Raw genomic sequence first — 22529 nt, 5'->3', positions numbered from 1 at the left:
GAAGAAATGAAGAGCACCGACATGCCCTTTTGGGACAAGGAGAGCACAAGCTTCTGAATTTCCGCTTTGGCCCCGATATCGATTCCCCTTGTCGGCTCATCCAAGATTAACAGCTTCGGATTCGTCAGCAGCCATCGGGCCAGCAGTACTTTCTGCTGATTGCCTCCGCTTAAATTTTTGATCAGATGCTCCGGATTTGGCGGGTTAATATTTAGAGCGGAAATATATTCTTCCGCTATTTCATCCTGGCGCTTTCGGGGAATCGCATTGAAACAGCCACGCGTCGCCTGCAGCGCAAGAATGATATTCTCGCGAACGGTTAAGTCGTCAATGATGCCTTCAGTCTTGCGATTCTCGGAGCAGAAGGCAATGCCTTGGTCAATCGCTTGTCTCGGTGAGTGTATCGCAGCTGGCGAATCGGAAAATTTCAGCTCACCTGAATCCGCACGGTCAGCTGCAAAGAGCAATCTGGCAAGCTCGGTTCTTCCCGAACCGAGAAGTCCGGCCAAGCCAACGATTTCCCCCTTATGGATGGAGAAATCCACCGGCTCAATGGCCCCCTTTTTCCCCAACGAGTAAGCCTCTAATAACACCTCTGCTTTTACCTTAGGATCATTCGCACTCTTCGGAAGTTCTTCCAGCAAATGCAGCTCTTTACCAATCATTTTGGATACTAAATCTATTCGGGAGAGATCCTCGGTCATGCTCTCTCCAACAAATTCTCCGTTACGAAGAATGGTTATTCGATCTGAAATTTCATATACCTGATCAAGGAAATGCGTTACAAACAAGATGGCCAGACCTTCCTTCTTCAGTCTTGTCATCACGGTAAATAGCTGCATGACTTCGCCCCGGTCCAAACTGGACGTAGGCTCATCCAGAATTAGCACTTTGGCGGAGATACTGACCGCTCTTGCAATCGCAATTAATTGCTGAACGGCGACGGAATAGTTATGCAAGGGCAATGTCACATCAATCTCAAGATTCATTCTCTTCTTAAGCAGCAGGGCAGCCTCTTCATTCATTTTCTTCCATAAAATACGGCCAAACCGGCGCGGTTCGCGACCGATATATATATTTTCTGCGACAGAAAGATTAGGACACAAGTTGACTTCCTGATACACCGTGCTGATCCCCGCTTGCTGCGCATCCAGAGGACTATGGATTCTGACCGGTTTCTGGTCTAATTCAACCTTCCCTTGGTCAATGGAATACACCCCGGTGAGAACCTTAATCAATGTAGATTTACCGGCTCCGTTCTCGCCCATCAGAGCATGGACTTCCCCCGGGAACATCCGGAAGTTAACGCCTGACAATGCTTTAACACCGGGAAATTGTTTATGAATATCCGTCATTTGCAATATCGGCTTGTTTTCTCCCATGGGAAAACTCCTCTCCTTATAGAGAAAAGCCACTCCACCTGCTACTTGTATGGAGTGGCTTTACCTTTATCTGATCTTATTAGTATTGACGATCTGCGAGCACTTTCTTCGCGTCTTCCGAAGTAAACACGCCTTCTTTGGTTACGATACGTTTCTCGATTTGTTTGCCTGCAACAACATCATTGACAGCTTGCATCAATTGTGGTCCAAGTAATGGGTTGCACTCCACGATGAAGTTGATTTTGCCTTCGCTTGCTGCTGTCATGCCATCTTTCACCGCATCGACAGAAATGATTGTAATATCTTGACCTGGTTTCAAGCCTGCCGCTTCAATAGCTTGAATCGCTCCAAGCGCCATGTCGTCATTGTGTGCATAAAGAACATCGATATCTTTATGAGCTTTTAAGAAAGCTTGCATAACTTCTTTCCCTTTTGCCCGTGTAAAGTCACCCGTTTGCGATGCGATCACTTTTAAGTGAGCGTTGCTTTTAATCTCGTCCGCAAATCCGGCTTTACGGTCGTTTGCCGGCGCTGAACCTGTTGTTCCTTGAAGCTCAACAATGTTCACGTCTTCCTTGGTGTCTTTATATTTATCAGCAAGCCATTTACCTGCTTTGTGGCCTTCCTCTACGAAATCGGAACCGATGAACGTCGCGTATAGTGAAGTATCCTTCGAATCAACAGCACGGTCTGTCAGAATGACCGGGATTTTGGCGTCCTTCGCTTCTTTCAACACCGTATCCCAACCCGATTCAACAACAGGAGAGAACGCAATGACGTCCACTTTTTGTTGAATATATGTACGGATCGCTTTAATTTGATTTTCCTGCTTTTGCTGGGCATCGGAGAATTTCAAATCAAAGCCCGCTTCCTTCGCCGAATCTTGTACAGATTTCGTGTTTGCCGTTCTCCAACCGCTCTCTGCGCCAACTTGAGCGAAGCCTAGAGAGATTTTCTTGGCTGCTGCCGGAGTAGCAGGAGCTGCGGTAGCCGCTGCATTCGTTGTTGGAGCCGTCGTTGTGCTTGCTCCTGTGCTCGCGCTGTTCCCGCAAGCCGCTGTGAATAACATCATACAGGAAGCCGCAACGAGGACCCCCATTTTTTTCGTAACTTTCATGTTCAATTCCTCCCCTTAGTTCACCTCTTGCTCGGTGTGACCTCATTATAAAACGCTTTCAGATGACTTTTATACAGAGTTTCAAGCTCATTTCTTGTAATTTTTTAAGTGGTTATTCAAAACTCGATCGACAAAAGTTTGTTTTTATGAGAGGAAATTGTTATTTGTGGTGAAATGTATACGTTACCATATCCGCATGGACGACAATTTGTTATAGTAAGGTTGAGACTTAAGACCTCCACGTTTAGAAAGGTTACATAACAATTATGAGATTGATACAATGGATTTCATCAAGCTTACAAATAAAACTGCTTACAATGTTTATCATTCTAACGTGCATCCCTCTTATTGCGGTTGGCCTCATTTCCTACCAAAAATCATTTAAAACAGTTTTTAACAACAGTAAAGCAGCAGCCATGCTGTCCGCAGATCAGCTTGCCAGAGACCTCGACACGCAATTTATAGACACGAGGAAGCTGCTTGAAATTAGCAAAAATACACAAGTGCTTCATTTCTTATTTTCCCAGGAAGATACCTATGAGGATACCAAGCAGATATTAAGAACGATGGACTCCTACCGGCAAACTTACAAATATGATAGCGTTCTCAATATTACGATGATCAATTTGTACGGCAGAGGCATCAGTGAAAGAAAGGGTTTGTTTCAGCTCGAGAAAAATCCGCTGCGCAACCCGCATTTAACACATTTGACTAACACACCGGACGAGGTCTTGATTATCCCTCCTTCCGAGGCATCCGCTCTCGACAGAATCGACGGATTTCAATATAGTAATACGAACGTCATCTCTATTATGGCTGCGGTCAAGCAGCAAATTACGCACGAAGTCATTGGATTTATCGTCATTGATTTAGATGATAAGGTGGTCAAACAATTTTGCGATAACGTAACAATTGGTCAGACCGGATTCTATTTTGTAGTGGATTCATCGGGCACGCCAATCTTCACACCATCGACCTTAAAAGGTAATGCCAAACTCCCGCTCCCTTCCGATTTGACACATCTTCTTAACGGAGCAGATACCAATTATATTGATTCTAAGGAAGGCAAGCCGAAATTCGTCTACGTCGCCCCTTCGCGAATGACAGGCTGGAGTATTGTAGGCTACGTTCCACTTCAAGAAATCGTTGAAGAAGCCAACTCCATTCGCCAACTCATTATCATTACGGTTGTCTTAAGCTTTATCTTTGCTGTTTCACTTCATTTTTTTATTTCTAATCGATTGACACATCCGCTTCACCTTTTGAAAAGCAAAATGCAGCTAGCCGCTTCAGGATACCTGGAAGCTAAAGTCGTTCCAACGGGCAATGATGAAGTAGCCCAATTAGGCAACAGCTTTAACATCATGCTCAGTAAAATCCGAAAACTGCTCGAACAAAGCATTAAAGAACAAGAGGAAATTAAGAAGGCGGAGCTGCGGGCTTTGCAAGCACAAATCAATCCTCACTTTTTGTACAATACGCTGGACTCCATCGTCTGGATGGCTGAAGCAGGCAAGAATAATCAAGTCATACAGTTGGTTCAATCCTTATCCAAACTGTTCCGCATTTCATTAAGCAAGGGACGCGACTGGATTATTATTAATAAAGAAGTTGAGCATGTGCATAGTTATTTAGTCATTCAACAAATGCGCTATCGTGATATTTTGGATTATGAGATTGATATTGAACCCCGCTTAAACCCATATCCGATATTAAAAATGATTCTGCAACCAATTGTGGAAAATGCTTTATATCACGGCTTAAAAAATAAGCGCCGCAAAGGCATGATTCGAATCATCGGCCTGATTGATAACGAAGAAGACATTGTACTGATTGTGGAAGACGACGGAATCGGGATGTCGCCGGAGAAGCTTGAACAGATGCGTGATTATTTAACGAACAATCAGCCCCCTGAGCAAACCGGAAACGAAGTGTCCGGCGGGTTCGGCCTCCATAATGTGCAGCAAAGGATTAAACTGTACTATGGGGACAATTACGGAGTACATATCGATAGCATTCAAAACGAGGGAACGAAAGTTTCAATTCGAATACCAATGACAGGAGGTAACATTTGATGAAAAAAGTGTTGCTGGTTGACGATGAAATTTTAATCCGCGAAACGATTCGTGATACCATCCAATGGGAAAAAGAGGGTTTTATTTATTGTGGAGACGCTTCCGACGGTGAAGTGGCGCTTCCCATGATCGAACAGTATCAACCGGATATCCTAATTACAGATATTAAGATGCCCTTCATGGATGGTCTGGAGTTGAGTTCCTTTGTCAGAAAAAATATGCCCGATGTCAAAATTGTTATTTTAAGCGGTCACGGTGATTTTGAGTATGCCAGAACCGCCCTTCGCCTAGGCGTAGAAGAATATTGCACGAAGCCGATCAGCTCGGCTGATTTAGTACAAACCCTGCGTCAGGTTAGCGATAAGATTGATGACGAACGCCGCGCAAAAGAACAGATCGAGCAATTAAAACAAGGAGAAAGCAGGCATGCGGGCTTAACGCAAAGCAAGCTGCTTAATGATCTGTGCAGCGGTTTCATTACGACTTCCGAGGCTGTCCATCTAAGCTCTAAATTGAGCTTGAATCTGCTCTCCCGTTACTATGTCGTCGTAACCGCAGATTTCCGCAAAATGGCATCGGCCGATTCCGTTCCGGATGATATTTTTGACTATATGAAGCAAGATGAGCATAAGCTGAATCTCAAGCTTGAAGGTGACAATATTCTAGTGTTCAAGCGAAGTAAAACGGAGTGCGTTTGGATTCTGAAAAGAGAATCTCCGGAACACATCAAGCAAGCGCTAGAGACGTTCCAACACGTGCAAAACCAAACAACGGATCAGCTGCCCTACTCGATTTCCATCGGCATCGGGAGTGTTCAAGACCGTATGCAGGGCATTCATGTTTCCTTCCTGGAAGCCATGGAAGACATGCATTGGCGCCGTTTATCCCGTCAAAATCGCCAGGCGATGCTGGAATCAAGAAACGGTTCCTTTGAACAGTCTGTGTTCCTAGACCGGGCTCAATTTGTTGACTTTTTGAAGATCGGCTCACCGGCTAAAGCAGAGTCATTTGTCCGTACTTTTGCCTCCGTCCTTCAGCATACAGACTGGCACTCTTCGCTTATCGGGTATTATATTTTAAACGATTTAACGTTAGAAGTTTTCCGGTCTGCCAGAGATTCTTATCCGAATATAGCCAACTTCGATACGACCCTGCATACGATGCAGAATGCCATAGAATCTATACGGTCATGGGATGAATCATGTGCTTACTTGATTGGGCTCTCCGAGCAATATTGGCAGTGGCGATCCGGGGCATCTGATAAATATGGAGATATGCTGGTTAAAGTGAAAAAGTATATCCATGATCATTATGATAAAGATTACTTTTCGCTTCAAGATGCTGCTGATCATGTCAATTTGAGTCCCGGCCACTTAAGTAAAGTGTTCAGTCAAGAGATTGGCCAAACGTTCATTGAGTACTTGACGCAAACCCGAATTCGCAAAGCGATGGAGCTGCTTCAAACGACACAAGCCAAATCGTATGAAATCGCCTTCCTAGTAGGCTATAACGATGCTCACTACTTTTCAAATCTATTCAAACGGGTTACGGGAATGACGACAAAACAGTTCCGCAAAAGCGGCCAGTTGAACAAAGACCTGCCTACTTCGGAAAGAGAGGAGCATAAGGGCTTTGTCAGTTACTCCTAAGAAATGCCTTCTATTTTTAGTGATCTTTTCACTCTTTACAACCGTGGGCTGCAGGAGCGCGATTACCTCCAGCCCCCTGCTTTCTTCGGAAACGCCACCATCCTCACCAAAGAATGACCAGCATCCCGCTTATACGTTTGGAATTATTTACCCGATGGCTCATTCCTTTTACGAGGTCATTACCCAACTGGCGGAAAAGACCGCTGCCGCTAATTCGGTTCAACTCGTGGTCAAGGCACCCGAAGAAATCAGTTTAGAGCAGCAGATCCGTATGATGGAAACTATGATTAAACAGAAGGTCGACGGCATTGCCATCGATCCTATCGATCCGGATGCGCTTACTCCTGCCATCAATAAAGCCATAGAAGCAGGCATTCCGGTGATTTGCTTCGAGTCCGATGCACCTAAAAGCCGCCGCTTATCCTATATCGGTCCGGATCATTATCGTGGCGGAGCTTTAATGGGGGAAGTCGTTGGCAAGCTCATGAAAGGAAAAGGGATGGTCCTCGTGGAGTCAGGCTCCTCTACTTCATCCACTCAAAAGGATCGGCTTTCCGGCATGCTCGACTACTTGTCCAGGAATACCGGTATCCAAGTGCTTGAAGTCGGTTATAACGAAGGTTCCTCTGACAGGGCATTGTCTGACATGGAGCGTATGATTGATGATCATCCTCACTTTGATACACTCTTAACCCTTGATATTTTGTCGAGCTCTGCTTCAATTCTCTTATGGAAAGCTAAAGGATTGAAACGGAACTCGATAGCTTTCGGTATGATGCCAAATGTGAAAGAAGCTCTGATTAACGGGCAGATCACCTCTGTCATCTCTCAAAATGAACAAGTATGGGGAGACGATATTATCGGACAACTGCTCCGTGCCGTTCGCGGAGAAACGATCCCGGTCAATGTGGATACCGGGTTACGGGAACTGACGAAGGATTCCCCTGAATGATCACGATTAATCTGTGTTCCGGACAAGCGTCACAGGGGATTCGCCCGATTAAAGGGAACTCCATTCCCTTATTTAAGTGAAAACCGGTATTTCGTGGATTGTAGTGGAACTACAGGGCCTTATTTCACCTCGATCGTCCAAAGCTCTGTCCAGAATGTGAAATAGCGGACCCTGGTTCCCTTTCCCTCGCGCAAAGGGCTCTTTAGGGCAAAATAGCGCCCTGTCGTTCCCCTGTCACCAACCACCGACCGCCTGCTTGGCTAATAACGCAACAAAAAAGAATCGAGAACCTGTCAGGTTCCCGATTCTTTTTTGTACTATTCCAAGATCAAACGAGCTATAGCTGCGAGATCAACAACGTTGATGACGCCGTCATGATTGAAGTCCGCTTTCATGTACAGATTGATCCAGTTCGGATCAGATGACGTTTTGCCATAGTAAGAGGCAACCATGGCCAAATCGCCGACGGAGTATCGATTATCGCCGTTCATATCACCAGGTACCTGTACGACATCCGTAAGCTGTAGACGATAAGTTCCGCCCTGCACCGTTGTTTCCACACCGTCACCGCTGGCGACGGCAACGTCCGACAGAGTCAAAGTGCTCGAATTCGCCGTGGAATTCAACGCTTTCCATGATAATTTGAACATTCCTTCCATTGTCCCCTGCGCAGAACCGACATTGGCTGCAATTATTCTTACTTTGCCAGTTGTGTCAGAGGAGACAGCAACGATTTTCCAATTATCCTTCAGTGGATCTGCCGAGAGGAATTGCAACTGATGAGGATCGTAAGAAATCGTAATATCCTGAGCATACACATTTATGCTCACACTGTTTAACCCATATGTCACATCAAAAGACTGTCCGTAAGCAGCACTGGCAGGTCCTTGTAAGGATGCATTCGCAGCTGTCGGAACACCAGGAATTGTAACCGGACTGATTCCTTCCAGCGTCACAACAATCGGTTTAATCGTTCCATCTGCGTTAAATTCCATTTTATCGATTGTCGTTTCACGATGCGTTCCGTCACCGTCTGGGATAGCAAAACGGTGATAAACCACATAGTACTCATCCTTGCCAGGCACTTTTACAACGGAGTGATGTCCAGTTCCCTTGATGCCTAGCGATAAATCCTTTTGAAGTACAACCGTTTGCTTCGTAAACGGTCCAGTTGGCGAATTCCCGATGGCATAAGCAACCCGGTAATTCTCATCGCGTGTATCATTCTCCGACCACATGAAGTAATATTTGCCATCACGCTTGAACACAAACGAGCCTTCGTTATAGCCGGACGGCGTAATATCTTTTACATCGCTTAGAGAGATCATATCCGCGTTTAACTTGCCCACATAGGCTCTACCGTTACCGAAGTACAGATAGGATTGCCCATCTTCATCCGTAAATACAGCAGGATCAATCATTTGACCGCTTCCGTACTGTCCGGTTGCAACAAGCGGTTTGCCCAGAGCGTCGACGAATGGTCCTGTCGGAGAATCCGACACCGCCACGCCAATCTTGCTGTCCGCACAGAAGTAGAAATAATATTTGCCGTTCTTCTCTTCGATGCCAGGAGCCCAAGCCTTGCCTGTAGCCCATGTCGTATCCTTTGGAACATCGAAGATAACGCCGTGATCCGTCCAGTTCACCAGATCGTCAGAGGAGAACGCTTTGAATTGCGTACCCGACCAACCAGCGAAGCCATCCGTTGTCGGATAGATGTAGAACTTGTTACCAAACACGGCAACATTAGGATCCGCATACAGCCCCGGAAGCACAGGCGTCTTGAGAATTTTCGCAGTTACTATCCATTGCTGAATCTTATTATCTTTGCCTGTTACTGTATACGTGACCGGGTTCGTGAAATCTTGAACCGATCCGGATGCCGGTGTGACGGTTGCTCCATTCGAAAGTGTCAGGCTTGGCGCCAGACTCTTCAAATTGCTACCAGGCTTCAAGACCATCATAATGGTATGATTCGTTCCATCAATGAGAGGCTTCGTCTTCTGCTCCGCTGCATTCATATTAATGATCGCAGCCGTATTGCCAGATAATGTGCTGACCTCTTCGGCACTCAACGCTTTGTTATAAATTCGGAAATCATCAACCTCTCCTGCAAAATACGGATCCGGGTAGAAAGATTTCCCAATGTAGCCGGAGTAATTATTGGCCGCATTGTACAAATCAGACGGCTTGATGGTAATGTTCTCATTCCGGCCTACTTCAATGCCGTCTACATACAGCACAGCTGTTTTGGTATCGGAGTTAATGACAGCCGCTACATGCTTCCATACATTCGTTGGCAGCGGCGATGACATGCCGAATCTCTGCTCAGCCGTATAGCCTTGGCCTGTAGAGGAACTGCTGACATTCGTTATGGCCGTATTCATCGCACTTCCTGTTGAAGGCGTTGTAAATATATATTGGTTGCTGTTAAGTCCGAGAGCGTACAGCCATTGATTAATCGCTCCGCCGCTCCACTTGACATAAGAGGAAATCGTGATGTTCGCTGCATCCTTTAGAATTCCGTTCGGTATTCTCACGTAAGGCGCCGTAGTTGAATTGGAAGCTCCGCCTGCCATTTTGAATGAGCCGCCGTTTATCCCCGTGCCAAACGATGGTGTATTCACATACGTGCCGTCGTAATTGTTGCCTGAAGAATCAATCGCTGTGGCGCCGCTTGTTTCATCAAATTTGTACCACATCAATAAATTGGGAATCGCCGGCACAGCGTCATTTGCTACGACAAACGTGGCCGTTACAGCTCTATTTTCGGGTAAAATCTCTCTATCCAATGTCATATCCAGAACCGGCGTATCATCTGCTGCCCAATGTACTCTTCTTGCATTTGTATTTCTTTGACCACCGGATGACGGGATAGTGTGATAAATATTAACCAGATTGCCATCTTCATCTTCTACGTAAGAGTTGTGGCCCGGGCCATATTCACCTGGAACAGATTCCGATGTGAGAATCGGGTAATTGGTCTTTGTCCATGAAGCCGGGTCCAATAAGTTGCTGTTTCCATCAGCGCTTAACAATCCGATGCTATAAGTTTGATCTACGCCTGAACCTGAGAAAGTGACAAACACTTTATCCCCGTGTTTTAAAACAAACGGTCCTTCATCCACAGGCGTTGTCCGGCGGTCCCAGCCATATTCAGGTCTCGCAATACGAACAGGGTCTGTCGTCAGCTTCCATGGCTGGCTCGGGTCGATTTTCGCAATGTAAAGGTCAGAGCTCGAATTTTCCGGAGATGTAATCTTCCGCTGAGCCCAGATAATATAGTACTCGCCTTTGTGCTCAAAGGTGGTCATATCCAGGGTAATCCCCTCGGTGTAAAGGAAGCCGCCCGCTTTATTCTGAACTCGGATCGGTACTTCCCAGTCGGAAGCACTCAGCGGATTCCCGCCATCTTTCAGCTTCATCACACGTGACTGCACGGTATTCCAAGCCGAAGGGCTGCCCGCAGCAAAGAAAATATATAACTGCCCATTCACTTCGTGCAGCTCTGGAGCCCAAATACTTCCGGACATGTCTCCGGATGCATTCGCCGTCCAAATCGTAACCGAAGCTGCGTCCTTCAATCCCAAAATAGTGTCGGCCGACCTCATATTGAGATCCTTTTGACCATTTTCATTCGTTGCAATAAAATAATATTTTCCTTTGTATCGAAAAACATTCGGATCTGCATATTGTTTGATCATATTGCTTGGATACAGGGTCTGTTTGACTGTCCCGTTTACTTGATATACCCCTTTTTTGCTAAAATCGATTTGGTTAAATTCAGCCTCATTCCAACTCACAGCTTTACTAGCCGTTGAACCGTCGTTATAGGAGGCAGTTACCTTCATTTGACTAAGGTCATCAAAAGTAAATTTTTGTTCCTTTTCCACATTTATGGAAATACTAGTTACACTCGTATTGATTACTTTCATGAGCTTATTGGTTACAGCCTTTGCCTCCACCTTGGTCACTGGAAGGCGGTTGCTTGGAACAGCGTCAGCAACATTGACTGTCCCTTTTCTGACAGTGAGCTTCGCTCCAGCCTTTGGATCGCTGACCGTTACGAAATCCTTGGTTGTATTATAGAAACTGCTGCCGTCTTCGGCCTTCCACTCAATCCTGTACTCTCCAGTAGAAGGGTCGACTTCACTAATCGGGTTAGTTACCGTTTGATTGGTATGCAGCGAAATCAATCCTGCTTCTTCATAGGATACTAAATCCTTTGATTTGAAAAATAGGAAGGATGATTTCTCGTCTGCACTTTGCAGTCCCGTACTCTCCTGTCTTGTTGCAACAACACCAAAAGTGCCGTCCAACATTCGGAATATATACGGTTTAACTAATTTTTTGGACACTCCGGCAATACTGGTTGTAAAATCTGCTTTGGCGAATAAGACACCCGTATTATTGTTTAGTGCAGAATACGTTCCGCCGTCCTGACTATACGCCAGGTGCATGGCATCAGTAGCTAGCGTGCTTCCTGAACGGGTATAGCCTAATAAATAGGACGGAGCAGTTTCCATGACTTTAACCTTTAATTGTCTCACAGCCTGCTGTCCACTGATAGAAACAACTGCTGTTAAGCTAACCTCTTCCATTCCTTGTAAAGATGGTTGAATGATGCCATCATTACTGATAATGGCTGGACGACTACTGCTCCACTTGATGGAGGCGCTGCCCATGGAAGTCGGTAGAGTATCGCCTTGAATAAGTACATAAGGGAGATACAGCTTATCGGCAAATGTTTCAGCAATCCCTTCGCTAGATACTAGTGTAACCGCAAATTCTTTGGTAGCTTGATAGCCTCCCAGCGAGATTGTTGCCGTTAATGTAACCTTCTGCTCAGAAGTTTTGAGTGAAACAACCCCTGTGTTGGATATGGCCGTCTCATCACTCGACTTCCATGAGATCGTCGATCCGTTCGCTCCTGTTACCGGAAGCGTCATATGATCTGCAACGGCTGAGGTGTCTCCCAAGGCGAGCTCTTTCTTCGCCTGCTGCAGCGCCATGACCTTCGATCCTTCCGTATACACGGAAGTCACTCCGGCATCATTCAGAGCCTCGCCATAGATACGCAAATCCTGAAACGAACCTGCAAATGCGGGATCGTTCAAATAATTGGAACGCCCAATATAGGCATTTAACCCCGTCCCGAAATCACTTGTTTTCCTTGTTTTGCTGACAGTTCCTATCTTCACTCCGTTGATATAACCGGTAAGCGATGTTGGAGTGATGACTGTCGTATAATGTGTCCATACCCCTTTGTTCCCTGTAGTCGAGGCGGATGTTACACCGACTTCTGAACTCCAAGGCGCACTATTATTGACAGTGTTCGTAAAGACCGATTTAAAGTTGCCGCTTGGATTGGTTGGATTGAATAACCAATAGTTAACTGGCACACTGCTGCTATTAGCCGGTGTCCCAAAGAATAAGGCCGAATAATTCCCACTTCCCGTATTGCTCTTCAGCCAAAGAGATACCGTGACCGAATCCTGATTGTCAAACAGTCCAGTTGGCAGCTTGACGTAATTGGTACTGCTGCCCGATCCGCCCGGCAAAGTTAAACCATCGCTAAACGAAACACTACCGACAGCTTCTCCGTCTTTTCCGTTGCCCGACACATCCTTCACATCATCGATTAACGGATACTGAGCCAAAAGATTCGAGGACAAAAGTTGAGTTTCCCCTTCGGCATGTGCAATTGAACTCTCCCCTATAGAAGTAGGAAGTAAATTCCCAAAAGCTAGTGTCAGAATAAGCAGACCCTTTAGAAAAGGTTTCATGCGTTTATTTTCCCACCTTTCTGTAAATCTCTAAGAAAGATATGAGGGAAGCTGACCTCCCTCATATCGCTTGCACTTACTCCAAAATCAATCTGGCGATAGCAGCCAAATCAAGAATATCGATCTTGCCGTCGTGGTTCAAATCCGCATGTTTGATCGCTTCCCAATTTGCGGAAGAGGAGGTTTGACCATAAGCTATTGCCGCTATGGCCAGATCACCGATGCTGTATTTGCCATCGTTGTTAAGATCTCCACTCTGCGCAGTGTTGACCAAGTTGCGGAATGCCAGAACTGCTGCATTCAGCCGGTCTATTGCGCTGTTTACATCCTGTTGATTAGCGTTTGCAGAATCAGCCACTGCTTGTGCAGCCGTAATCGCACTATTCAATGCAGCTTTTGAGCCAACAGGGTATTGCCCGATTTGGGTTCCTTCTGCAGCTGAGGCATACAGAGATTGCGCGCTGGAAATAGCTTGAAGCAGACTTGCTTTATCTACAGTCGGGTTGATTTGAATCTGAAGCACGTTTCCATTATTCAGGTTGGTTTCAACACCTAAGTGATTTGCCACAACTACGTCGCTCAAGGATACAGAGCTAGTAGCGGATGTAGTGCTTGAAGCTGCTTTAAACTTGATCTTCAGCAGGTCGGCAGAACCCGTAAAAGCATGCTCCGAACCCAGGCTTGAAAGCAGGAGTCGAACGACCCCTGAAGCGGAAGTATCCGTGGAATCCGCAACGATCACGCCATCGCGCATTGCTTCCACTGAGACGAACTGCAGCTTTGCAGGATCAAAATGTATGCGCAGATCATTTGCATACACCACTGACGTCACGTTTGAAACCCCGTAAGTAAGTTCAAGTGATTGCCCGCCGCCTACGCTCGCAGCTCCTTTGAGAACAGCCGTATTCTTCTCACTCGATGGCCCGTTAATTTCAGACGCAGTAAGTGCACGATTGTACACTTTTACATTGTCAAAATAACCTTTGAAATAAGGGTCCGCCGGGTAAAAAGATTTACCAAGGTAGGCCAATACATCTCGGCCAAAGTCTGAAATGCTCACCGAAACATTATTGTTTTGCGCGAACAGTACGCCGTCCTTATAAATGGTCATGCTTGTAGGTGTAATGACCAGCTTAATGTTCATCCATTTGCTTTTAATAGAAGCTGTTGCTGCTTTTGCTTCTTGCTCGCTTGAATACGTCGATTTCGTAATCGCATTTCTAATTTCGGTATCCCGCGTTCTTAAGAACATGTACTTTTGGTTATTTTTTCCGATGGTAAATGTAAAAAAGTTGCCTGTGACGGTTTCCGGCTTAATATCCATGGAAATGGACACCGTATTTCTGCCTTCGAAGAAGCCCGTCGGGAAAGCCGCAAAAGTATTCGTTGTTCCATCTAAATACAAGACTTTGGAATTCTTTTCTTGGTCTGTTACATACGTCGCATTTCCGTTCAAAGTACCTGTATAATTGTTGCCTGAAGTATCCTGGATTTGGCCATTTGCCATCGTTTCATCAAAGTTATAGGCGAGAATAGGCTGCTCCTGCTGATCCTCTACAGGTTCTCTAGCGAATATGCCCCATTTGGCCATTACGGCATCGTATTCCTCTTGCGTGATGTTTAAAACAGCACCGTGCCTTTTCGTATTTGCATCTAAGTTGTATTCTGCTGTCGTTAATTTTCTGAAATTCCCGCTGGACAGATCCGAAGTAACCAAAGGAAGATACCCTTTGCCGGTAGCATATTGATCGACCATCAGGTTCCATTCATTGCGATCATTGAACTTATAAATTAATGGTCCTTCTACATCACTGCCGGTTAATCCGATTGGCGCCAGCGTGCCAATAGTCGACCATGTGCCGAGGATTTGATCACTGCCCTCTATCGTGATTTGACCATCACCGGAATACCGGTAATATTTGCCGTCAGCATCTTTAATCATTGTCGTATCAATGATCCCTTGGGTACCTGGCCTGTCAATGTATAAAGTAGGCTTCGTAAACGTATAGAAATCTCTTGTCTTAGCGTAATAGATATTCGGCGCGTCAAAACCACCCGATGAATTTTTTATGTTGGAAGCCCAAAACACAACATATTCACCCGTTTTTTCGTCATACATCGCTTCAGGCGCCCATGTAAATCCTGAATCCGGAGGTCCCACCTCTGCCATTCTGGGCTTCGACCAATTCACTAAATCGGTAGATTCCCAAATAATAAGGGATTTGCTTCCGTCATTCATCGCCGCACCCCAGCCTTTTCCGCTGGCGATTCTTAAGTCCGTTGCGAGAATATAGAATTTATCTCCTTCCGCAGAACGTAAAATATAAGGATCGCGAACACCCTTTTCTCCGATATCCGAGGTTAAGACAGCTTCCCCGTCATTCAGGTTTTGCCAATGCAAGCCATCTTTACTGCTCCCAAAATAAATCTGCTCTCCTGTTGCACTTTCACCTGTAAAATGAGCGAATAAATAACCCTTATAATCTCCTTTCGCAACCTTTGCTTTTACAGTAAGAGGGATTTGCTTGGTATGAACGGCTGTTCCATAACTAACCGTGGCGGTCAGGGTTACCTGTGTATCGGTGTTCTGTCTAGTTACAACCCCGCCAGGCATGGCGTCATAATTAGCATTGACCACCTCATTAACATTAACGACATCGGCTCTGTCCGTTTGCCAAGTAATCGTTGCACCTTCTGCACTGCGTGTCGGCAATGTCATATTGCCACGAACGTCATTCGCATTCGGAATCGTTAAGTCGGCTAGCACTTGATTAACAATGTCCGCATCACCCGGTGTTTCCCAGCTCGTTTGATTAAACACCTGATTCACCTGCACATCTGTTAGTGCACGGTTATAAACTCGAACATTATCAAAGGAACCTTTGAAATAGGGATCGCTGTAGAATGCTTTCCCTAAATAAGCTTTTAGGTCCGGCCCCATCGTTGATAAATTTGCAATTAAGTCCGTTAGTTGACCTAGCAGTACACCGTCTTTATACAGCCTCATTGTACTGTGGATACCGTCAGCATTGCGGTCCAGCACAATAGCGATATTCGTCCACGTATTTTTAATTGAAGGACTCTGTGCTGAAACAATTTTTTGCTCGCCTGGATTGGATTTCACGGTTAAGGCCGAATAGATTTCGTTTGCCCTTGTGCGCAAGAATACATATTTCTGATTATCCTGGCCCACACCGAAAGTAAAGAAGAATTGATTATCCATCTCCGATTTGATGTCCATGATAATCGATACTTGATCTTTGCCGTCAAAATACCCTTGCGGGAATGCGAAATAGGGACTGTTGGTATTCGCGTTTCCTCCGCCGAGATTCAATACCTTTCCTTTGTCTGCATCTGTTTTATAGACAGCGCCGTTATATAGCGTTCCATTATTTTTGGTTCCTGAAGCACCTGTATTCACTACGGTATTCCCGCTCAGCGTTTCATCAAACTTATATTGCAGGTCGGGTACGAGTTGATCGCCAGTATCGGGCGCCACCGGTTTCACAAGATCTTTTCCCCATTTTGCCATAACGGCATCATACTCTTTCTGAGTGACAGGAATAATTCCGCCGTGTTTGGCTCCTGTCGGCATTCTAAATTCTGTTTTTCCGAGTCTTCTAAAATTACCTGCATCCAAATCCGCTGCACTTTCAGCGATTAACGGAAAGAATCCGACACCTGAATTACTTCCCGTATAACCGTCCATGAGAAGTATCCATTTATCTTGGCCATTTAGCTTAAAGCTGGCAGGCCCCTCTACACCGCTTTCACCGGCAATTTTATTGCCAACCAGTTCAAAATTACCAAGCACGGAATTGCTTTTTTCTAATAAAATCGTTAAATCATTTTCATTTTTTGTAAAACGATAATATTTTCCGTTGTTTTCAATCATATTCGTATCAATGTAAGTAGCTGAAGCGGTTTTAGCTTTGTAAATTGCAGGCTCTGTAAATGTCCAGAAATCACGGGTTTTGGCATAATAAATGCTGTGACCGCCGACATTGGATGCCCAGTAAACGACATACTCACCGGTCGTAGGATCATAAATGGTCTCTGGAGCCCACATATTCCCTGCGTTATCCGGCGCGATTTTGATCATCCGCTGGTCCGACCAATTGATTAAGTCATCGGACTCCCATACCATAATCGACTTACTTCCAGCCGTCGCATATGCTCCCCAATTACCGCCATTCGCATCTAGGTCCGTTGCGATCAAATAAAATTTGTCACCCTCAGGGGATCTGACAATGAACGAATCGCGCACCCCTTTTGTCCCCAAAGTCGAAGTTAAAATTGGTTCGTTCTTATTCATATCGTCCCAGAAAAGCCCGTCTTTACTCGAAGCCAAATGGATCTGCTGACTTTCCCCGTTGCCGTACAAATTAGCCCGGAAGTACGTATAGATGTAGCCTTTATATGCTTCCACTTGAGCGGATTTTTTGACGGTTACAGGAAATATTTTTTGGATAACATCTCCGTTCAATTCAAGATTAGCCGTCAAAATCATATTTTGGTCTGTGGCTTGGCGTTTGACCACACCGGCAGGAATTTCTCCGCTGCCACCCGTTGCTTTGTCCGTGATGACAAGGGGATCCGAAGATTGCCATGTCACATTGACTTTACTCCCATCCACATCAAGCTGGGATGGCAGCGTAATATTTCCACGTATATTGCTTCCGTTAGGAATGACTAATTTGGAGCTTGCAGACACCAAAACTGGGTTTTCGCTGTCTGCCTTCACAACGGACGTCTTCTTAACGAAATTAAACATGCTGCCGACTACCATAGTGAAAACCAGGAATATCATTAAAGTACGTCTCATTACATTCATCGTCCTGCCTTTCTATTGTTGATTTAACGAGTAATGAGAACAGAAGAGCGGCCTTTCGGACACTCTTCTGACTGGACTTACTCTATAATCAATTTGGCTACTGCTGCGAGGTCAACGATATCGATGATGCCGTCGCCATTGAAATCCGATTTCTTGTAAAGCGTATTCCAATCCGGATCAGCCTTCGTTTTGCCATAGCTGCTTGCGACAATGGCAAGATCTCCGATACTGAACCTGCCGTCTGCGTTCAAATCGCCTGTCTGCGCAGTCACCACGGAAGCTTTAAACACTTGAATTGCCGCTTCCAATTGCCCAATAGCTGCATTTACCGCTTGTGAGTTCGCGCCGGCATCAGCCGCTACGCCTTGCGCCTTGGCAATCGCACTAAACAGTGCCGCTTTGGCCCCGGCAGGATACTCGCCCGGCAAGCTGCCTTCTTGTGCTGCATCGTGAAGCTGCTGAGCGGCTGCGATCAAGTTCAACAATGCCGTTTTATCAACGGTATCGTTCACTGTGATCTGGAGCGCCAAGGCATCTCCGCTATTGAGATTCGTTTCGGCACCGCTGCTATTTGCTATTATGACATCGCTTAAAGTTACGGTGCTTGAAGTCGTTTCGCTGACCGATTTGGCTTTAAAGTGAAGTTTCAGCAATTGAACCGTGCCTGAAACGGCAGCTCCCGTATTCGCTGCCAGAATCCTCACTTTGCCTGAGTTTCCAGGTTCAGAGTTGCCTACGACTTGGATCCCCTCTACCAAGGAGTCTGCAGATACGTACTCCAAATGGTTGGGATCGTAATTCACCGTGATGTCATTTGCATAAACACTCTCGGTTACATCACTAAAGCCGTAAGTCAAATCAACGCTGCTGCCGGCTTCAACGGATGAAGGTCCCGTTAGCACTGCAGCCGGGTTTTCGTTCTTTTTCTCAGCAACTTGAACCGTCGCATAAGCATTCAAATACGTGCCGGCTACGATCCCTTTTACTTCAAAAGTTCCCACGGTTGCATATTGGTCCTCATCGACTCGCTTCCATTCAACATCCGCGTTTTGTTTGCTGCCGTCGGATTTCGTAACCGTAACAACGGCCGGCAATTGCGGCGCGCTTCCAATGCTCGTATGGACATTGACATTGTCAATGCTGTCGATAACAGGCGCACTAGTTGTTCTCAGTCTTATGACAGAGAGCGAGTACGCAGGGAAGCTATAGGAGAATGATTTCCCAAAGCCGCTAACCTTCTTCGTTACCGGGAACACGTTGGTCGGATCGTTGTACGAATTCTCATCTGCACTTGATGCCGATTTTAATTCAATAACAGTAGCCTCAGGCTGAATATACTCGGCTCCGCTAACGTTCACTTGCGTACTTTGAGCTTCGCCGGAGATATTGACAACTTTTACAATCAGGTCGCCAGTCGTTTCATCCTTCGTTGTTACGCTGTAAAGCGGTCCGGGAATCGTATTATCCGTAATGTCATGGATGAGCTCCCCATCCAAATAACAGCGAATCCGATTGCCTTCCACAACAACTTTGATATCGTACCATTGGTTTGCCGTTATTGTTTTGGTGCTCGTGTTGCTGATCGTCGTTTTTGTTCCGTTCACGGCTTTTTCAATGACCGTTTTGGTATTGCCGAAACCGCCAAGATTCCACCAATAGTAGTTATTGGAATCTTTGTTTCCAAATCCGACAAGGAACCCTTCCGCGCCGCTAACTTTTCTCGCCTTAAGTTCCAGGGTATAATTGGACCAGTTTTGCCCCTGAAGCAGCTGCAGCCTTGCATCAGTAGCGCTTGCGTCCGTCTGCTTCAGTAAGCCGCCCGTAATCGCCCAAGTTCCTTTAAAATTATTCCACTGTGACAAAGTAGCGCTATCTGTAAAATCGTTATTAAGCAGCTCCGTATGATCTGCACTTGTTACTTTGACATTGTCATAGTCCACTGCTGTACTCCAAGAACCCAGTACAATAGAGCCGGTTACGTCACTTGACGGTTGGTTCCTCTTGGTCAGTTCAGTAGGCATCAGCTTTTGCCCAAGATGATTCTTGAACATTTGTTGGACATAATAGTTCGGCGTTCCAAAAACCTCATGATTATTAAACCAGATCAAATCCGTGGTCCACTGCGTACGGTTCGTGTAGGCGAACAGCGGAGCAAAGGAGGCCATGCCGACAACGTCGGAATTTCGTTCCAGACCCGTCATGAAGGCTCCTTCAGCCAGAGCGCTTTCCATATTATTTCTTTTGCCTGATCCGTGAGCAGCGTACTCCCCGACGAAAACTTTCGGACCTGTTCGACTGTATTTATCGTACCGGTTTACATTGTTATAAAACCATTGCGGCGACTGATACATATGCTCGTCGACGAGATCTGCTTTCTGTCCGTTTTTACCGAGCCAATTGTAGGCCAGATCGAAGTTAGCATCATCCGGGTATGCTCCAGCGCTTAAGACAAGCTTCATCTCCGGATATTTCGCTTTAATTGCATCGTAGAAAATATTATAGCGGTCAAGGTAGTTCTGACCCCATAGCTCATTTCCCAGTCCAAGATACTTCAAATGGAACGGTTCTGGATGGCCATTCGCCGCCCTTGCTGCCCCCCATTTCGTCGTAACATCGCCATTGGCATATTCGATCAGGTCAAGAGCATCCTGAATATACGGCTGCAAATCACCGAGAGGAATCATTGGCGGCGTAGCCGTGCAGGATACCTGACCGATGAAGAGAAGCGGCAGCGGCTCGGCTCCAATATCTTCAGCTAATTGAAAATACTCGTGGAAACCTAGACCAAATGACTGATAATAGTTGCTAGCCCATTGGTTATGCTGGATTTGCCGCTGGTTCACATCACCAATCGTATTTTTCCACTGGTATCGGTTCTGTAGGGAGCCTCCCTCAACGATACATCCTCCAGGGAAACGGAGAAATCCGGGATGCAGGTCATCCAGCATTTCGGCCAGGTCGTATCGAAGCCCATTCGATCGATTCCCCCACGTAGTCTCAGGGAACAGAGAGACCATGTCCAGATCCACCGTAGCCGCGTCCGTGGCCATTACGACTATGCTGGCTTTGGTGTCCGTCGCCTTAGCTTTCAGCGAACAATCTAACTTCTGCCATTGTGAAGTAATGCCGTTGATTGTACATGCATCATACACCGTTCCTTGCTGCCCTCTAAGCTGCACAGCAATCGATTTAGAAGGTGAATCTGAGCTGCGTGTATACACGGAGAAATGATACGATTCGCCGCTTTTTACAGCAATGCCATCATATCCGCTGTTAGAGATTCCTACGCCTGCACCCGGTTTTGTAACGGATAAGCGGACGTAGTTCGGATTTTTCGCATTTAACGGATCGGTTTTTGCCGTTGTTACTTGCCCTGCACCGCCGTTTTCAATCACGTTGTTCCACGCATATAGCGGAGAATCAAATTCAAACGAACGGTTCTGTACAAGTTCGCCGTATAACCCGCCATCTGCCGAGTAATTGATATCTTCAAAAAAGATGCCGTATAAGGTCGGACTTACATCATGCGCCGGCTGGCTGCCGTTAATATTCATCGTATAGGCGGTCGAACCGGATTCCCATACAACAACGGTAAAGCTTTTGGTATCTTGAATGTCCCCTTTGGAGATCGTAGCTGTAAGGGTTACGGATTTATCCCCTTGACCGGCCGCAGGTTGGGTGACGGTCCCATCTGTTTTTACAATGCTGGCATCTGAGGTTTGCCAGGTAACGGACGTTCCGCCCGGTCCTGACGTAGGCAGGCTTAAGTTTTGTGTTTGCTTGGAGGTATCACCGAGGTTTAGCCAGTTTTTGGAGTATGCCACAAGCTCGAGATTGGACATGCTTTCGATCGCAAGTCCCATCACTTCATTGCCCTCGAGCGCGCGGTTGTAGATACGGAAGTCGTCAATGCCGCCGTCAAAATACGGATCCGCATATTGTGATTTCCCAATATAGTTCTGCGTTGTATTTCCCAGTACAGATGGTAAAGTTGGCATTGTAGTTGTACTGGCAACTTCTATACCATTTATGTACATCGTGCTTTTATTTCCTTTTTTTACCACAGCCACATGCTGCCAGATCTTTGAAGTCGGAAAGGCGGGGCCGCTTACCAGTTCTTTACTGCCGCCCTCCGGGGTCGTTGAAAATTCCATGAATCCGGAGCCATTCTTCAGCGTCAGCATCGTCCAATTGGACGTACCTGATCCGAAATCAAACACGCGTCCCCAAGTTTTGATGGTATTTACTTTTACCCATGTTGCTATGGTTACGTCATTCTGGTCTGCGAGAATACCATCAGGCAGCTTGATATACCCATTCGTCCCGTTCAGGGTAACGGCTCCCCCTATTTTCCCCTCTGTGTTCCAAGTGGCGCCACCCATTAAAGTACCGCTATGGCCTTTGTTAGAAGCATCTTCTACGGTCGTCCCGCTGGTTTGATCAAACTTGTAATGCAGCAGTAAACTATCTTCTGCAACGGTTGATACAGCCGAGATTGTCATATTTGCGTTAGTATTTGTATCCTCACTTGACCCTTGCACTGGTGAAACGAAAACACTGCTCATCATTGTCATCATGCCTAAGAAGCCAACCATTTTTTTGAAAGTTCTCAGTCTCATCGTTATTCCTATCACTCCATTAGCCAGTTTTTAATGAAATTGAACGGCATAGAAGTTTCCATCCAACACTCCTGCATCGTTTGCCCCCTCTCCCACTCTTATTCTAAGCGCTTTC

General features: G+C 46.0%; 8 protein-coding genes. 3 read left to right on the top strand and 5 right to left on the bottom strand.

Annotated features, from left to right (window positions below; genetic code table 11):
• Both J2Z65_RS29210 and J2Z65_RS29205 read right to left on the bottom strand, forming a co-directional pair.
• Window positions 1–1382 (bottom strand): sugar ABC transporter ATP-binding protein (locus J2Z65_RS29210; protein WP_209856197.1); only part of this gene is annotated, 1382 nt, incomplete at its 3' end.
• Window positions 1383–1461: 79 nt separating this feature from the next.
• Window positions 1462–2499, bottom strand: a complete 1038-nt coding sequence (locus J2Z65_RS29205; protein ID WP_167055529.1) for an ABC transporter substrate-binding protein — start codon at window positions 2497–2499, stop codon at window positions 1462–1464.
• 266 nt (window positions 2500–2765) lie between these two features.
• On the opposite strand from J2Z65_RS29205, the gene J2Z65_RS29200 reads away from it, so the two are divergent.
• The 3 genes from J2Z65_RS29200 to J2Z65_RS29190 are packed head-to-tail and all read left to right on the top strand — an operon-like array spanning window position 2766 to window position 7175.
• A complete protein-coding gene (locus tag J2Z65_RS29200) occupies window positions 2766–4574 on the top strand; it encodes a cache domain-containing sensor histidine kinase (protein ID WP_167055527.1) in 1809 nt (602 codons plus the stop codon).
• Window positions 4574–6223 carry a response regulator gene (locus tag J2Z65_RS29195; RefSeq protein ID WP_167055524.1) on the top strand — a complete coding sequence of 550 codons (1650 nt, stop codon included), beginning with the start codon at window positions 4574–4576 and terminating at the stop codon, window positions 6221–6223. The genes J2Z65_RS29200 and J2Z65_RS29195 overlap by 1 nt, the downstream gene beginning before the upstream one ends.
• A complete protein-coding gene (locus J2Z65_RS29190) occupies window positions 6207–7175 on the top strand; it encodes a sugar ABC transporter substrate-binding protein (protein WP_193580848.1) in 969 nt (322 codons plus the stop codon). The genes J2Z65_RS29195 and J2Z65_RS29190 overlap by 17 nt, the downstream gene beginning before the upstream one ends.
• A gap of 317 nt (window positions 7176–7492) precedes the next feature.
• Here J2Z65_RS29190 and J2Z65_RS29185 read toward each other — a convergent pair whose 3' ends face one another.
• From J2Z65_RS29185 to J2Z65_RS29175, 3 genes are all read right to left on the bottom strand, one after another.
• The gene (locus J2Z65_RS29185) at window positions 7493–12961 is read right to left on the bottom strand and encodes a family 43 glycosylhydrolase (protein ID WP_167055522.1); all 5469 of its coding nucleotides are present in this window, start codon (window positions 12959–12961) and stop codon (window positions 7493–7495) included.
• Between the two features lie 76 nt (window positions 12962–13037).
• Window positions 13038–17786 (bottom strand): LamG-like jellyroll fold domain-containing protein, encoded by a 4749-nt coding sequence (locus J2Z65_RS29180; protein WP_167055519.1) that lies wholly within the window; start codon window positions 17784–17786, stop codon window positions 13038–13040.
• A gap of 86 nt (window positions 17787–17872) precedes the next feature.
• Window positions 17873–22414, bottom strand: coding sequence for a LamG-like jellyroll fold domain-containing protein (locus J2Z65_RS29175; protein ID WP_167055516.1), 4542 nt, complete (start codon window positions 22412–22414; stop codon window positions 17873–17875).
• Between the last annotated feature and the right edge of the window lie 115 nt (window positions 22415–22529).

This window comes from Paenibacillus aceris (assembly GCF_017874035.1).
Taxonomy (GTDB): Bacteria; Bacillota; Bacilli; order Paenibacillales; family NBRC-103111; genus Paenibacillus_E; species Paenibacillus_E aceris.
Note: the sequence above shows the minus strand (reverse complement) of the source record. Positions and strands in the feature narration are given on the sequence as shown.

Bases quoted from the DNA above. Each gene is read 5' to 3' on its own strand.
- J2Z65_RS29205 (WP_167055529.1), bottom strand. From the start codon at position 2,499: ATGAAAGTTACGAAAAAAATGGGGGTCCTCGTTGCGGCTTCCTGTATG.
- J2Z65_RS29200 (WP_167055527.1), top strand. From the start codon at position 2,766: ATGAGATTGATACAATGGATTTCATCAAGCTTACAAATAAAACTGCTT.
- J2Z65_RS29195 (WP_167055524.1), top strand. From the start codon at position 4,574: ATGAAAAAAGTGTTGCTGGTTGACGATGAAATTTTAATCCGCGAAACG.
- J2Z65_RS29185 (WP_167055522.1), bottom strand. From the start codon at position 12,961: ATGAAACCTTTTCTAAAGGGTCTGCTTATTCTGACACTAGCTTTTGGG.
- J2Z65_RS29180 (WP_167055519.1), bottom strand. From the start codon at position 17,786: ATGAGACGTACTTTAATGATATTCCTGGTTTTCACTATGGTAGTCGGC.
- J2Z65_RS29175 (WP_167055516.1), bottom strand. From the start codon at position 22,414: ATGAGACTGAGAACTTTCAAAAAAATGGTTGGCTTCTTAGGCATGATG.